The sequence below is a fragment of the Microbispora sp. ATCC PTA-5024 genome (assembly GCF_000511135.2).
Classification (GTDB): Bacteria; Actinomycetota; Actinomycetes; order Streptosporangiales; family Streptosporangiaceae; genus Microbispora; species Microbispora corallina.
Genome location: NZ_KI866523.1, coordinates 1,655,733 through 1,669,524, shown reverse-complemented (window position 1 = coordinate 1,669,524; position 13,792 = coordinate 1,655,733). Strand labels below are relative to the sequence as shown.

Genomic DNA, 13,792 nt, shown 5'->3' with positions numbered 1-13,792 from the left:
ATCCTCGTACAGATGTCTTGGACAATTGTGCTAGACAGATGAATGAGACGTTTGTACAGTCAGGGCCATGACGAACATCCTGATCTCCGGCGGAGGCGTCGCCGGGTCCGCACTGGCCTTCTGGCTGCGCAGGCACGGGTTCACCCCGACCGTGGTGGAGCGCGCGCCCTCCCTCAGGGACGGCGGCTACAAGATCGACATCCGTGGCGCGGCCCTTGAGGTCGTCGACCGCATGGGACTGTCCGACGAGGTGCGCCGGCACGGCACCGACATGCGGATCGCGCGGTTCGTCGACGCCCGCGGCAGGGAGCGGGCGACCATGAGCGCCGACCTGTTCGGCGGCCGCGAGGGCGACGACGTCGAGATCATGCGCGGCGACCTGGCCCGCATCCTGCACGAGGCGACCCGGGACGACGTGGAGCACCTGTTCGGCGACTCCATCACCGGGATGGAGGAGACGCCCGAGGGCGTCCGCGTCACCTTCGAGACGGCCCCGACCCGGACGTTCGACCTCGTGGTGGGCGCCGACGGGCTGCACTCCGTCGTCCGCGAGCTGGCCTTCGGCGAGGAGTCCCGGTTCGTCCACGACCTCGGCCACTACATCTCGATCTTCACGGTGCCCAACCACCTGGGCCTCGACCGCACCGAGATGATGCACCCGGCCCCCGGCCGGAGCGCCGGGATGTACAGCACGCGCGGCGCCGCCGACGCCAAGGCGCTGTTCCTGTTCTCCTCGCCTCCCCTGGCGTACGACCGGCGCGACGTGGCGGGGCAGAAGAAGCTGCTGGCCGAGGCCTTCGCCGGCCAGGGCTGGGAGGTGCCGCGGCTCCTGGAGGCGATGGAGGACGCCCCTGACTTCTACCTCGACTCCATCAGCCAGGTGCGGATGGACCACTGGTCGTCCGGGCGGGTCGTCCTCCTCGGCGACGCCGCCCACGGCCCCTCGCCCGCCTCCGGCCAGGGCACCAGCCTGGCCCTCGTCGGCGCGTACGTCCTGGCCGGCTCCCTCGCCGCCGCGCGCGGGGATCATCGGGCCGCGTTCGCCGCGTACGAGCGCGACATGCGCCACTTCGCCGAGGAGAACCAGAAGCTCGCCGAGGCCAATCTCAAGGGAATGGTGCTGACGTCGCCGGGCCGGATCAGGTTCCAGATGCTCATGCTGCGGCTGATGCCGCACCTGCCGGGCCGGAACAGCATGATCAAGCGGGTCACCGAGCCCATCCGCAGGGCCGCCTCCGCCATCACGCTCAAGGACTACTGACGCGCGCCGCGGCCCGCCGGACGCGTCCCCGATCAGCGGCACGGGACGGCCCCGCGTCCCCTTGCGGGGAGAGGACGCGGGGCCGTCGTGGGGCGTGCGGTCAGGTGGTCAGGCGGGGATCACCAGCCGACGGCGACCAGCAGCCACTGCGGGTTGCCGTGCGAGATGAAGGACGACTGGCCCGCGTAGTCGTCGTACGGGAAGCCGTACGCCAGGTGGTTGATCGCGTGGTCGTGCCAGAACTTGGCGTAGTAGTTGGCCGGGGCGGCCTGGTAGTACAGGCTCGGCGTCGACCACTGCGACTGCGGCAGATGCGCGACGTGCCGGTTCAGCGCGGCGCAGTGCCCCGGGTCGTTGGCGAGCGACCCGGCGCAGCCGAAGATGTCGGACGTCGCCGCCGAGATGCCGTTGGCGGTGGCGTAGCCGGTGAAGTAGTTCGCGTTGGCCCCGCCGGCCCGGAAGCCGCTGTAGCTGCCGGGCGCCGGGATCCGGTACGGCGCCTGGACCTGGGCCAGCGGCTTGAACTCGGCCGGCACCTCGTCGGCGAACCGCTGGAACGTCGCCGCGCGGTCCTCCTGGAAGGTGGCGTAGTCCTCGCCCACCTGCACGTCGTACCCGTCCTTGGCGTGCAGCCGCATGGCCAGCTTGAGGCCGAACGCGTCGACGCGCGTGGTGTTGCCGTTGAACACGGTCGGCCCGACGGTGAACTCGATGAAGTCGTAGTACTGGCTGTTAGGCGAGCCCAGGTAGAAGTACATCCGCCCGGCGGAGTTGGCCGGCATGTCCAGGTACGGCTGCTCCGCGATGGAGTGCACCTGGCCGTTGAAGCTCCAGTAGACCTGGCTGTCGGGGTACTTGCCGTTGGTCCGGTTCAGGATCTTGACCGTGAGGACGTTCCTGGCGGCCGGGATGCTGCCGGTGTCGCCCCAGAACGCGTCCGGCGGGTTGGAGCCGGTCGGGCTCGGCGTGGGGGTGGGGGTCGGCGTCGGGGTGGTCGTCCCACCCGTCGTGTGGACGACGAACTCCCACAGGGAGTAGCCGTACGCGGTGGCGCGGGCCGTGCCGTACATGCGGACGTACCGGCCGGTGCCCGTCACGTTGAGCGTCTGCGTGCCGCCCGTGCCCGTCGTCGTGGAGTAGACGGTCGTCCACGACGAGCCGTCGCCGGACGTCTGAATCTGGAACGCCTTGGCGTAGGCGGCCTCCCAGGTGAGCACGACCTGGCAGATCGTGGTGCTGCCGCCGAGGTCGACCTGCAGCCACTGCGGGTCGCTGAACGCGCTGGACCAGCGGGTCCCGGTGTCGCCGTCCACGGCGGCCGACGCCGGGGTACCGGCGTTCTCGGCCGACGACGCGGTGGCCGGACGGCCCTGCGCGGCGTCGGCCGTGCTGCAGCCGCCGCCCCCGCCGATCGTCCCGTACACCTGGAACTCGTACAGGGAGTAGCCGTACGCGGTGGCGCGGGCCGTGCCGTACATGCGGACGTACCGGCCGGTGCCCGTCACGTTGAGCGTCTGCGTGCCGCCCGCGCCGGTGGTGGTCGAGTAGACGGTCGTCCACGACGAGCCGTCGCCGGACGTCTGGATCTGGAACGCCTTGGCGTAGGCGGCCTCCCAGGTCAGCGTGACCTGGGTGATGCTCGCACTGGCGCCGAGGTCGACCTGCAGCCACTGCGGGTCGCTGAACGCGCTGGACCAGCGGGTCGCGGCGTCGCCGTCCACGGCGGCCGACGCCGGGGTACCGGCGTTCTCGGCCGACGACGCGGTGGCCGGCCGGCCCTGCGAGAGCAGGGTGCTCGCCGCCTGGGCGGGCGTGACGACGGCGGTGTAGGCACCCAGCACGATGGCGACGACGGCGGCCAGCGCGGCGAGCGCGGCGCCGGATCTCCGGCGGCGGCCCGCCCGGAGGGTTGGCGGGGAGATCGGGGGCATCACGGCTCCTGACGTGGGGGGATGGACCCGTGCGACAGCCACGCCGGGTCCCCTGACACGGGTCCCGGACGGGTGCCGGCGGATCGGCAACACGCAAGAGAGCGCTCTCTCGGCCAGCACTCTTACCCACCTGTGCGGAATCGTCAAGATGAAGAGTGGGAAACGTTCCGGTCACAGACCAGATGTTCCTCGCGAGCCGGACACCCCACAGGCGTGTTCCCCGCCGGGATCTGCACGGCTTCCGCCGGGTTTCGTGACTCCTGCGTGATCATGGAACGGGAGGATTCCGTAGGTCGCCGCAAACGGACGCGGCACCACACGGGAGGAACGCCCATGAGGCGAACAATCGCCGCCCTGGTCTGCGCGGCGGCGGCCGCCCTCGCCATGCCCGCGCTGACGGCGCCGGCGCACGCCCAGGCCGCGAAACCGGTCATCCGCAAGCAGTTCGTGGCCGGCCGCGGGGTGCACATCGCCACCTCGGGGACGATCGGCAGCCGCCAGGGGATCGCCGTGAAGTATCACGACGAGGGCGACGTCCAGTTCGGCACCTCGGGGATCGCGGCCACCGACACGACCTCGACGATGGACTGGGGCGGGCTGTTCGGGGACGACGACGTCCTGCAGGCCATCGACGGGCCGACCCGCACGATCACGGTCAAGAGCACGAGCTACCAGCAGGGCGGCATCTTCGGCGACCTCCTGCCGCCGGGCAAGACCTGGCTGGCGCTCACCGGGGGCGACCCGGCGGCCTCCCTGTCCGCCGGCTTCCAGCTCGTCGACGTGTTCCATCCCGGCCTGCTGAAGGCGCTGCTCGCGACGACGTCCGCCAAGGGCGACGGCGGGACCGAGGACGGCGTCAGGACGACCGCCTACCGCGGCACCATCAGCCTGGGCGGGTACTACACCGCCTACTACGGCGACACGCCGCAGACCAGGAGGCTCCTGGCGACGATGAGCGCCGAGGAGCGCAGGAGCCCGCTGTACTGGCGGGTCTGGATCGGCTCCGACGGTTTGGTGCGCCACGTGTCCACCGCGATCAGGGCGTCGCTCGGGACCGAGAAGAACGCGGTCAAGGGCACCGGCGACGAGCTCGTGCTCCGGAGCTCCACCCGGCTGACGCACTGGGGCGGGAAGGTGCGCGTCACGCCTCCCCCCGCCGACCAGGTGGCCCAGCTGAAGGACCTCATCAGCCCGATCCCGGACATCCCCGACTACATCAACCTCGGCGACTGACAGACCCGCGGCGGGCGGCGGACCTGCTCGCCGCCCGCCCGGCGTCATCCCGCCGGACCGGGGCGCAGCCGTTCGATCTGCGCCCTGGCCCCCGGGCACCGTCGCAAGAGCGTCCGGCGGCCCTCGTGATCCGTCGCCGCTCTCAGCCGTCGGGAATGGCGTACTGCTCGGTGACGATGCGGGCGAGCTCGACGCGGGACGCGATCTGGAGCTTGCCGAAGATCCGGCGCAGGTGGGTGGAGACCGTGTGGTGGGACAGGAACATCCGCGCGGCGGCCTGGCGGTTGGTCATGCCCCTGGCGATCAGCATGGCCACCGTGCGCTCGGTGTCGGTCAGGCTTTCCCAGCCGAAGGCGGGCCGCGTCGAGCCCGCCCAGTGGCGGCGCCGTACGCCCAGCTCCCGCAGTCTCGCCCGCACCCGTGCCGCGTCCCGGTGGGCGCCGATGCCCTGGTAGCCGTCGAGCGCCCGGTCGAGGCTCTCGACGGCCCGTTCGCGAGCGGAGGCCTCGGGCGAGGCGGCCAGCAGGACCCCGAGATCCTCCGCTCCCGAGGCCCGCTCCCACGGCTGGGGATGATTGTCGGCGGCGAAGGCGAGGGCGTCGGCGTCCCGGTGGAGGAGCCCGCGGGCGTGGGCCGCGGCAGCCGCGAAGATGGGGGCGTCCGGATTCCTCCTGGCCAGGTGTTCGGCGCTCTTGAGGATGGCCTGCGCGTACGGGCGGTTGGCCGTGGCCAGCGCCAGGCGGGTCATCCAGGCGGTCGACAGGGGCCCCACGAGGATCGCGCAGCGTCGCTCGGCCGGGTCGGCGTAGAGGGGCTGGAGGATCTCCATGGCCCGTCCGGCGTCGCCCTGGGCCTCGGCCACCGCGGCCGTCACCCATTGTTCGAGCCCCGATCCGTAGAGCATCCCAGGGGCGGGGGGCGTGGGCGGATACTGCTCGATGTGCCGGAGCGCGGCGTCGATGTCGCCGCGGCGCACGGCGATGAGGGCGAGCATGGACAGCGCGACGCGGACGAACCCGTGGGCGCCCACCTCGTCGGCGATCATCAGTGCGGCGTGGGCCTCGGTGGCGGCGTCGTCGAGCCGCCCGGTGGCCAGTTTCAGACAGGCGCGGAACAGGGCGGGCTGTGCGGCGAACACGGTCAGCCCGAGGGCCCTGATGTCCTCCTCGGCGGCCTGGGCGGCGATGTCCGCCGCATCGTAGTGGCGCAGGGCGCGGAAGTGGAGGCTCATCAGCAGGCGCGCGTACGGGCGCTGGATGGGCTGGACGGTCCCGGTGTCCGCGATCCGGATGGCCTCGTACAGGTGCGCGAACGAGTCGGCGATCCGCCCGTCGGCGATGGCGCACCGGGCGAGGAGCAGGAGCGCCCCGACGACGGCGGCGTCGGTGTGCCGCACCACTTCGTGGAGGACGGCCTCCGCCAGGACACGCCCCTTCCTCAGGTCACCCAGGGAGATGAGGCCCCAGAACAGCCCCCACTCCGCGCACCCGCGGAGCTCGTCGGCGAGATCCTCCTGTTCGAGCAGGCGTTCGGACTCGGTCACCGCCTCCGCGGGGTGGCCGCTCAGCAGCAGGTTGTAGGCCAGCGCGCGTCGCAGGCGTGCAGCCTGCTCGGGCGCCGCCCTGGTGAGGGCGTCGCGGGCGAGATCGGCCGCCTCGGTGAGCCGGCCGATGGCGGTCAGGGCGTCGACGGCCGTCGCGGCGCGGGCGCACCAGTCCGGGCCGTCGCAGTCGCTCAGGTCGAGCGCCCGCAAGGCGAGGTCGGCGGCCGTCTGGGGGGAGGTGTACAGCACCTCCCGGGCCGCCCGGTCCAGCGCCATCAGTGCGGGCCCGTCCCCCCGGGTGGCGCCGTGGATCAGATGGGTGGCGGCGGGAACGGCGGACCCGCCCCGTTTGAGCAGCATCTGTCCCGCGTCGTGATGCAGAGCCCGCCGCACGGCTGTGGGCAGGGCCGCGAGCACCGTCTGCCACAGCACATCGTGCCGGAAGGCCAGTTCGTCGCCCGAGGGCTCGACCACGCCGGCCGACAGCGCCTCCTCCAGCATCGGCAGCAGACCGGAGCTCGACTCGCCGAGCATCTCGGCCAGATCCTGCACCGAGAACGACCGGCCCAGGATCGCGGCGACCTGAAGCAGGTGCCGGGTCCGGTTCGACAGCTCCTCCAGGCGTTCACGGGTGACCTCGTGCACCCGGGGCAGCCGCGCGGACACCATCCGGGCGTGTCCGCCGGCGACCTGGACCACGCCCTCGGCCTTGAGCTTCTCCAGGAGGTCGACGAGCAGGAAGGGATTGCCGTCCGCCAGGTGGGTCAGGGCCAGGACGTCCGGCTCGGGCACCGCCCCGAGCACGTCGGTGGCGACGTCCGCCACCGCCGCCTCGTCCAGCGCCCGCAGCGTGATCCGGTTCGCGCCGTCGCGTTCGAGCAGGTCGAACAGCCGCTCGATGCGGCGACCGGCCCCGCCGCCGCTCGTACGGCTCAGCATCCAGACGAGCGGGTAGGTGGCGAGGTCCCTTGTCATCGACCTCAGGGCCAGCAGGGTCATCGGGTCGGCCCAGTGCACGTCGTCCACCATGAGGAGCACCGGCCCCTGGGCCACCCGCCGTTCCAGCGGTTCCTGCAGGTAGTCCACCAGCAGCAGCCGCTGATCGCCCGGGCCCGGCCCGCTCTCGCCCACGGGGGAGGAGCGGGCGGGCGCTCCCAGCGCCGCCATCAGCGGGGCCAGCGGGATCAACTGGGTCAGCTCGTCGGCGACTCCCCTGGCGACCCACAGCCCCGACCTCTCCGCGGAGGCGGCCGCCTCGTCGAGCAGGCGGCTCTTCCCGGTGCCCGGCCGGCCCTCGATCAACAGGACCCCGCCCCGGCCGGCCTGGGCCGCCCCAAGCATGCCGAGGACCACGTCCCACTCCCGCGTACGGCCGCGCCAACCCGGCCAGGATGACCGCAAGGAACCGGACTCGCCTACGGTTGCCGGGGCCTGCCGGACGCCCCCCATAGGTCCATGAGACATCAGTCGTTCCGGGCCCCGCAACCGCACCCCCGCCTAGCTAATCGCGTAGATGTGCGATACCGCGTCACCCGGCGTCGGGTCAGGCTTGTTCTGGTCCCTCAGGACACCGTGCGAACGGGGGTACACGGTGAGACTAGAGAATCGCTCTATCAGAGGCCGGCTGGCGCTGTTCGTCGGCACGGCGGTCGGCGCTCTCTGCGCCGCGTTCTTCATGGTCCTGTTGATCGTCATCGGCAGGGCGACCGCCTGCGACCTCACGAAGGAGGCGACGGCCGTGGGAGACCTGACCGCCTACTACGTCGACCGCGGACAGGTCGTCAACCCACTTCCGCCCATCCCGCGAAACCTGGTCCGTCCCGTCCAGGTGGTCGATCCCCGGGGACGGGTCGTCGCGGCGAGCAGGGATCTCCAGAACAAGCCGCTCATGGCGCATTTCACGCCGAGGGGCCCGAGCCGGGTGAGCAGTGAGATCGTCTGCCACTCCGTGTTCACGTCGGACCGGTGCCACATCGTCGTCGCCCAGCGGGTGTACCGCAACGGCGACTGGACCGTCTACAGCGCCGTTCCCACCCTCCCGTTCTACGTCTCCCCCGGCGTGACGGCCCTCCTGGTCGCCGGCACGGCCGTCTTCTCGATCATGGTGGTCTACGGGACGCGGCGCGTCGTGGCCCGCTCGCTCCGGCCCGTGGACGCCATCCGGGCCCAGCTCGACGACATCCAGAGCACCGACCTGGGCCGCCGGGTCCCGATCCCCGCCCCCGAAGACGAGATCTACCGGCTGGCCCGCAGTGTCAACCAGACGCTCGACCGGCTGGAGGACGCGCTGGGGCAGCAGCGACGGTTCTGCGCCGACGCCTCGCACGAGCTGCGCACCCCGATCACCGCCATCCGCGCGCAACTGGAGGACGCCCTCCTGGCGCCGGGGGAGGTCGACACGTCCACGCTGTGCAAGGACGTGCTCCCGAGCGTGGAGCGCCTCCAGTCGATCGCGTGCGACCTGCTGACCCTCACCCGGCTGGACTCCGGCGTGCCCTGCGAGCGGCGTCCGGTGGACCTGTCCGTCCTGGTGGCCGCGGAGCTGGAGGGCACGCCGTCTCATCTGACGGTCGTCCGGAACCTGACACCGGGTCTTGAGGTCGCGGGCGACCCGTCCCGGTTGCGCCAGTTGGTCGGCAACCTCGTCCGGAACGCCCAGCGGCACGCCCTCTCCACGGTCACGATCACGGTGCGACGGGTGGACGACGGCTACCCCCCCGACCCGCGCTCCGGCGGGGGGATGGCGGAGCTGGAGGTCCTCGACGACGGCGGCGGGATCGCGCCAGACCAGCGCGAAGCGGTGTTCCGGCGGTTCACCCGGCTGGACAGCGCCCGGAGCAGGGACGCCGGAGGTCTCGGCCTCGGCCTGCCCATCGCCCGGGAGATCGCCCGGAGCCACGGGGGCACGCTCACCATCCGGGACAGCGACCGGGGCGCGTGCTTCGTCGTCCGCCTTCCGCTGTCCCGGTAGCCCGTCGCGCCTGATTCGGCGCGTACGAAAAGGCTCCCCGGTGATCGGGAATCGTGACCTTACCGCGGTGAGAGGTTACAACCGAAGCTGTGGTCGTGGTCACGAGCAGCGAGGAGGCCCCCGGCATGTCCGGCGGCAAGGGGACGTCGCGCGAGCGGTACCGCAGCCGGGTACGCGCCGAGATCAAGGAGGCGGCTCTGGAGCAGGTGGGCGCGGGCGGGGCGGCGGCCCTGAGCCTGAACGCCGTCGCCAGGAGGCTGGGCCTGACCGGGCCGGCCCTCTACAAGTACTTCCGCGGCCGTGACGACCTGCTGACCGAGCTGGTCATGGACGCGTACGACGGTGCGGCGGCGGCGATGCGGGCCGCCTGCGCCGGCACGGCCGGCCTGTCCCCACGGGAGCGGCTGCACGCGCTGGCCGGCGCGTACCGGCGGTGGGCGGTCGGGTCGCCCCACCTCTACCGGCTGCTGGCGGACGCGCCCTCCCCCGCCCACCGGCCGCCGGAGGAGACGGTCGCGCGGGCCCGCGCGGTGCTCGGCCCGTTCCTCGGCGTGCTGGCCCACGGCCGGATCTGGCCGGCGGCCGAGGAGATGCGCGCCCAGCTCGCCCGGTGGATCGAGCGGGACGCCGGCGTGGCCGGCTGGGTGCGGGCCCACGCCCCGGACGCGGCCGACCCCGCCGCGGCGCTCGCGGGGACCGTGATCGCCTGGAGCCGCCTGCACGGCGCGGTCGTCCTGGAGGTGCAGGGCCGGTTCGAGGGCATGGGCCACGACCCGGCCACGCTGCTCGCCGTGGAGACGGAGTCCCTCGCCGACTCCATGGGCCTGCCGGCCTGAAGCCGCACGGCCCCGGCCCGCCACCCAGCCTGCGCGGCGGCCGGAACGCGCGGGCCGGGCGGGCGGTCAGGGCAGTTCGTCGGCCCTTTCGCGCTCGTCCAGGTCGTCCAGGCGTTCGGGGACGGGACGGGTCTCGTCGCGCGGCGGCCGCGACCCCGCGGGGTGCGGCCGGGGGGCCTTCGCACGACGGCGGAGGGTGCGGGCTACCGGCTCGGCGACGCGGGCCAGCAGCGGGCCGGCCACGGCGAGGATGAGCACGTAGGCGGCGGCCAGCGGGCCGAGACGGGGGTTGGCGCCGCCGCCGACCGCGAGGCCGGCGATGACGATGTTGAACTCGCCGCGCGGGATCAGCGCGGCCCCGGCCCGGAGGCGGCCGCTCAGCGCGACCCCGGCGCGCCGGGCGGTCAGCCAGCCGGTCCCGAACTTCGTCGCCACGCCGAGGAGGGCGAGCAGGGCGGCGATCGGCAGCACCGGCGGCAGCTGCCCGGGATCGGTCTGCAGGCCGAAGAACACGAAGAACACGGCGGCGAACAGGTCCCGCAGGGGGCTGAGCACCTGCCGGGCGCTGTGCGCCATCGGCCCGGACAGCGCGATGCCGACGAGGAACGCCCCCACGGCCGCCGACACCTGGAGCTGCTGGGCGACGCCCGCCACCAGCATGGTCAGGCCCAGCACCTTCAGCAGCAGGACCTCGTCGCTGGGGCTCGCCACGAACCGCTCCACCAGCCGCCCGTGCCGCAGGGCGACGAGCAGGATGACGGTGATCGTGGCCGCCGCCACCGCGAGGCTGGTCGCCCCGGCCACCAGCCCGGCCCCGGCGAGCAGCGTCGTGAGGATCGGCAGGTAGGCCGCCATCGCGAGGTCCTCGAAGACCAGCACCGAGAGCACGGCCGGCGTCTCGCGGTTGCCCAGCCAGCCGAGGTCGCCGACGACCTTGGCGGTGATCCCGGAGGAGGTGACGTAGGTGATGCCGCCGAGGGCGACGGCGCCGACCGGTCCCCACCCGAGCAGCAGGGCCGCGACCACGCCGGGGGCCGCGTTCAGGACGAGGTCGAGCAGGCCGATCGGCGCCGAGGTGCGTAACGTGCCCACGAGCTCGTCGGCCGTGTACTCCAGCCCGAGCGTGAACAGCAGCAGGATGACGCCCACCTCGGCGCCGACGGAGACGAACTCCTCGCTGGTGGTGAGCGGAAGGATGCCGCCGGCCCCGAACGCCAGGCCGGCCAGGAGGTAGAGCGGGATCGCGGAGACGGAGAAGCGGACAGCGGCCGCGCCGAGCAGGCCCAGCGCAAGGATGATCGCTCCCAGCTCGATGAGCTGGACGGCTGCGTGCATCCGCGATCACCCGCTGGAGAGGATGTCGGCGACCGCCGCGGTGCCCTCGGCGGTGCCCACGACGACCACCACGTCCCCCGCCTCGAAGCGGAAGTCCGGGCGCGGACTGGCGACGACCTGCCCGTCGCGGACGACCGCGACGATCGAGGCGCCGCTGCGGGTGCGCACGCGCGCGTCCCCCAGCGTCCGGCCCGCGTACGGCGATCCCGGCGCTATCGGTATCTGCTCGGTGACCAGGCCCTCCACCTGCCGTTGCAGCTCGGCCAGGCGTTCGACGACCCGCCCGGTGCCCAGGAGTTCCGCGAGCGCGTTGGCCTCCTCGGCGGTGAGCGCCACCGTCACCACGCAGGTGTCGGGGTCCTCCTTGTCGTACACGACGAGGTCCCGCCGTCCCGTGTGGTGGGAGATCACCCCCACCTGCCGCCGGCGCTCCGTGGTCAGCACATGCTGCAGCCCGATCCCCGGCAACGCCGTGCGCTCGACCTCCACGGCACCTCCCGATTCGTACCAATTTGGGGAAAAAGACGTGAATTCTGGGAACGATCGAAGGGGCGGGAGGGTTCCCGCCCGGCGGCTCACAGCGGTCCGAGACCGCTTCGTTAGGTGTCGTCCCCGATCTGCCGGGCAGAAGGCTGGCAGCCGACAAAGAGGAGCGTGAAGCATGGCCGTCTCCGGCATCATCTCCGCCATCATCATCGGGCTCATCATCGGCGCGCTCGGCCGTCTGGTCGTACCGGGCCGCCAGGCGATCCCGATCTGGCTGACCATCGTGATCGGCATCATCGCGGCCCTCATCGGCACGGCGATCGCCGGCGCGCTCGGCGTGGCCGAGACCCGCGGGATCGACTGGATCGAACTGATCATCCAGGTCGTCCTCGCCGCCGTCGGCGTGATCCTCGCGGCCGGCCTGTACGGCAGGCGAAGCGTGGGCTAACCCGCACGCCGTCCCCTGACGGACGATCGCGGCCCCGGTCCGGACGCCTCCGGACCGGGGCCGCGTCATGTCGCCATCCCACCTCAGTCGATATTTACGTAAACACCGACATTTGTTGATTTCGGCGGGTCGGTGGAAGCGTACGGTCGGATCGGGGGTTGCTCCGCTCCGGGGAACGCGGGGCACACGAGCCGGGGGAAGTGGTCCGCGATGGACCAGTCGGCGCTCGCCACGGTCGGCGAGGTGTTCGCCCGCCGCGCCCGGCCCGCCTGCGGCCTGGCGCGGGACGCGGAGGCGGTCGCGCGGGCCTGTCACGCGATGGCTACCCGGTTCCACGACGGCGGCCGTCTCATCGTCTTCGGCGACGGGGAGGCGGCGACCGACGCCCAGCACATCGCGGTCGAGTTCGTCCACCCCGTCATCGTGGGCAAGCGGGCCCTGCCCTCGTTCTCGCTCACGGGCGACGTGGCCACGATCACCGGCGTCGCCGCCGAGAGCGGCTTCGACGAGGTCTTCGCCCACCAGATCAGGCACCTCGCCGTGCCGCAGGACATGGCGCTCGGCGTCAGCCCGCACGGGGAGTGCCGCAACGTGCTGCGCGCCCTGGAGACCGCGAAGGCGATGGGCCTGCTCACGCTGGCGCTGACCGGCGGGGACGGCGGGACGATCGCGCGCAGCCCCTCGGTGGACCACGCCCTGGTCGTCCGGTCCGGCGACCCTCGGGTGATCAAGGAGGTCCACGTCACGACCTACCACATCCTCTGGGAGCTGGTGCACGTGTTCTTCGAGCAGCCGGGGGTGCTCGACCCCCGGGTGGTCGCGTGAACGCCCCCGAGTCGCCCTGTCACGACGAGGTGTGCGTGACCTGTTCGGACGAGGCGGTCCGGGTGCGGGTCGTCCGGCTGCTCGGCGACGGCCTCGCCATGGTCGACGGAGGCGGCGGCGAGGAGGAGGTCAGCGTCGCCCTCGTGGAGGCCCGGCTCGGGGACGTGCTGCTCGTCCACGCCAAGGAGGCGATCGCCGTGATCACCGACGCCTGCCGCGAGGAGGAGCCATGAGCGAGCGGCCCGGCGACTCGATGGAATCGCTCTACCCCTTCCTCTACTCCGGCGCCACGGACCTGGAGGCGGTTCTGGCGTCGGTCCGCGCGTCGACGGTCGAGAAGGCCAACGAGATCGTGGCCCTGCGCCGGGCGGTCCTCGAACGGGACGGCGACCGGCTGGCCGCGTGCGCCTGGGCCATGGCGGGGGCGTTCTCGCGGGGGGCGCGGCTGTTCGCCTTCGGGAACGGGGGCAGCTCCACCGACGCGCAGGACGTGGCCGCGCTGTTCCTCCACCCGGGCGCCGGGGCCCGGCCGCTGCCGGCGTTCGCCCTGACGGCCGACGTGGCGGTGGTGACGGCCCTGGCCAACGACATCGGGTTCGAGGTGGTGTTCGCCCGGCAGATCGCGGCCTCGGGACGGCCGGGCGACATCGCGTTCGGGCTGTCCACCAGCGGCAACTCGCGCAACCTCATCGCGGCCTTCCGGGAGGCCGACCGGCGCGGCATGGTCACGGTCGGGCTGGCCGGGTACGACGGCGGCCAGATGGCCGAGCTCGGCACGATCGACCACCTGTTCGTCGTCCCGTCGACCTCCGTGCACCGCATCCAGGAGGCCCAGACCACCGTCTACCACGCGCTGTGGGAGCTGACCCAGGACGCGCTGGCGGGCAGCACCTACGCAGGAACGTCACGGGGATGGTGAGCGG

12 protein-coding genes are annotated in these 13,792 nt (G+C 72.6%); 8 read left to right on the top strand and 4 right to left on the bottom strand.

Translation table 11 applies throughout. The features are described 5' to 3' along the window. The first annotated feature begins 67 nt into the window (after positions 1-67). Positions 68-1,261 carry an FAD-dependent monooxygenase gene (locus MPTA5024_RS20310; protein ID WP_036325759.1) on the top strand — a complete coding sequence of 398 codons (1,194 nt, stop codon included), beginning with the start codon at positions 68-70 and terminating at the stop codon, positions 1,259-1,261. Positions 1,262-1,380: 119 nt separating this feature from the next. Here the strand turns inward: MPTA5024_RS20310 and MPTA5024_RS20305 are convergent, their stop codons facing one another. Next, positions 1,381-3,192, bottom strand: a complete 1,812-nt coding sequence (locus MPTA5024_RS20305) for a discoidin domain-containing protein (protein WP_084369823.1) — start codon at positions 3,190-3,192, stop codon at positions 1,381-1,383. Between the two features lie 333 nt (positions 3,193-3,525). Between MPTA5024_RS20305 and MPTA5024_RS20300 the strand changes: the two genes are divergently transcribed. Further along, positions 3,526-4,425 carry a hypothetical protein gene (locus MPTA5024_RS20300; RefSeq protein ID WP_036325756.1) on the top strand — a complete coding sequence of 300 codons (900 nt, stop codon included), beginning with the start codon at positions 3,526-3,528 and terminating at the stop codon, positions 4,423-4,425. A 142-nt stretch (positions 4,426-4,567) separates the two neighbouring features. Here the strand turns inward: MPTA5024_RS20300 and MPTA5024_RS20295 are convergent, their stop codons facing one another. Further along, complete coding sequence (locus MPTA5024_RS20295; RefSeq protein ID WP_269750608.1) at positions 4,568-7,417, bottom strand: helix-turn-helix transcriptional regulator; 2,850 nt, start codon at positions 7,415-7,417, stop codon at positions 4,568-4,570. A gap of 142 nt (positions 7,418-7,559) precedes the next feature. Here MPTA5024_RS20295 and MPTA5024_RS20290 point away from each other — a divergent pair, with 142 nt between their 5' ends. Together MPTA5024_RS20290 and MPTA5024_RS20285 are read left to right on the top strand one after the other, a co-directional pair. Beyond that, the gene (locus tag MPTA5024_RS20290) at positions 7,560-8,939 is read left to right on the top strand and encodes a sensor histidine kinase (RefSeq protein WP_036325751.1); all 1,380 of its coding nucleotides are present in this window, start codon (positions 7,560-7,562) and stop codon (positions 8,937-8,939) included. 89 nt (positions 8,940-9,028) lie between these two features. Next, positions 9,029-9,775 (top strand): TetR/AcrR family transcriptional regulator, encoded by a 747-nt coding sequence (locus MPTA5024_RS20285; RefSeq protein ID WP_198167246.1) that lies wholly within the window; start codon positions 9,029-9,031, stop codon positions 9,773-9,775. Positions 9,776-9,841: 66 nt separating this feature from the next. On the opposite strand, the gene MPTA5024_RS20280 is transcribed toward MPTA5024_RS20285, so the two are convergent. Further along, complete coding sequence (locus MPTA5024_RS20280) at positions 9,842-11,110, bottom strand: cation:proton antiporter (RefSeq protein ID WP_051458384.1); 1,269 nt, start codon at positions 11,108-11,110, stop codon at positions 9,842-9,844. Between the two features lie 6 nt (positions 11,111-11,116). Next, a complete protein-coding gene (locus tag MPTA5024_RS20275) occupies positions 11,117-11,599 on the bottom strand; it encodes a cation:proton antiporter regulatory subunit (RefSeq protein ID WP_036325749.1) in 483 nt (160 codons plus the stop codon). A gap of 172 nt (positions 11,600-11,771) precedes the next feature. Between MPTA5024_RS20275 and MPTA5024_RS20270 the strand changes: the two genes are divergently transcribed. The 4 genes from MPTA5024_RS20270 (at position 11,772) to MPTA5024_RS20255 (ending at position 13,788) form a co-directional block, all read left to right on the top strand. Next, positions 11,772-12,044 carry a GlsB/YeaQ/YmgE family stress response membrane protein gene (locus tag MPTA5024_RS20270; RefSeq protein WP_036325746.1) on the top strand — a complete coding sequence of 91 codons (273 nt, stop codon included), beginning with the start codon at positions 11,772-11,774 and terminating at the stop codon, positions 12,042-12,044. Between the two features lie 210 nt (positions 12,045-12,254). Beyond that, a complete protein-coding gene (locus MPTA5024_RS20265; protein ID WP_036325744.1) occupies positions 12,255-12,869 on the top strand; it encodes a D-sedoheptulose-7-phosphate isomerase in 615 nt (204 codons plus the stop codon). Next, on the top strand, positions 12,866-13,102 hold the full coding sequence (locus MPTA5024_RS20260) for a HypC/HybG/HupF family hydrogenase formation chaperone (RefSeq protein ID WP_036325742.1): 237 nt from the start codon (positions 12,866-12,868) through the stop codon (positions 13,100-13,102). The genes MPTA5024_RS20265 and MPTA5024_RS20260 overlap by 4 nt, the downstream gene beginning before the upstream one ends. Then, complete coding sequence (locus MPTA5024_RS20255; protein WP_036325740.1) at positions 13,099-13,788, top strand: D-sedoheptulose-7-phosphate isomerase; 690 nt, start codon at positions 13,099-13,101, stop codon at positions 13,786-13,788. Before MPTA5024_RS20260 ends, MPTA5024_RS20255 begins: the two co-directional genes overlap by 4 nt. Positions 13,789-13,792 lie beyond the last annotated feature (4 nt).

Bases quoted from the DNA above. Each gene is read 5' to 3' on its own strand.
- MPTA5024_RS20310 (WP_036325759.1), top strand. From the start codon at position 68: ATGACGAACATCCTGATCTCCGGCGGAGGCGTCGCCGGGTCCGCACTG.
- MPTA5024_RS20305 (WP_084369823.1), bottom strand. From the start codon at position 3,192: ATGCCCCCGATCTCCCCGCCAACCCTCCGGGCGGGCCGCCGCCGGAGA.
- MPTA5024_RS20300 (WP_036325756.1), top strand. From the start codon at position 3,526: ATGAGGCGAACAATCGCCGCCCTGGTCTGCGCGGCGGCGGCCGCCCTC.
- MPTA5024_RS20295 (WP_269750608.1), bottom strand. From the start codon at position 7,417: ATGGGGGGCGTCCGGCAGGCCCCGGCAACCGTAGGCGAGTCCGGTTCC.
- MPTA5024_RS20280 (WP_051458384.1), bottom strand. From the start codon at position 11,110: ATGCACGCAGCCGTCCAGCTCATCGAGCTGGGAGCGATCATCCTTGCG.
- MPTA5024_RS20270 (WP_036325746.1), top strand. From the start codon at position 11,772: ATGGCCGTCTCCGGCATCATCTCCGCCATCATCATCGGGCTCATCATC.
- MPTA5024_RS20265 (WP_036325744.1), top strand. From the start codon at position 12,255: ATGGACCAGTCGGCGCTCGCCACGGTCGGCGAGGTGTTCGCCCGCCGC.
- MPTA5024_RS20255 (WP_036325740.1), top strand. From the start codon at position 13,099: ATGAGCGAGCGGCCCGGCGACTCGATGGAATCGCTCTACCCCTTCCTC.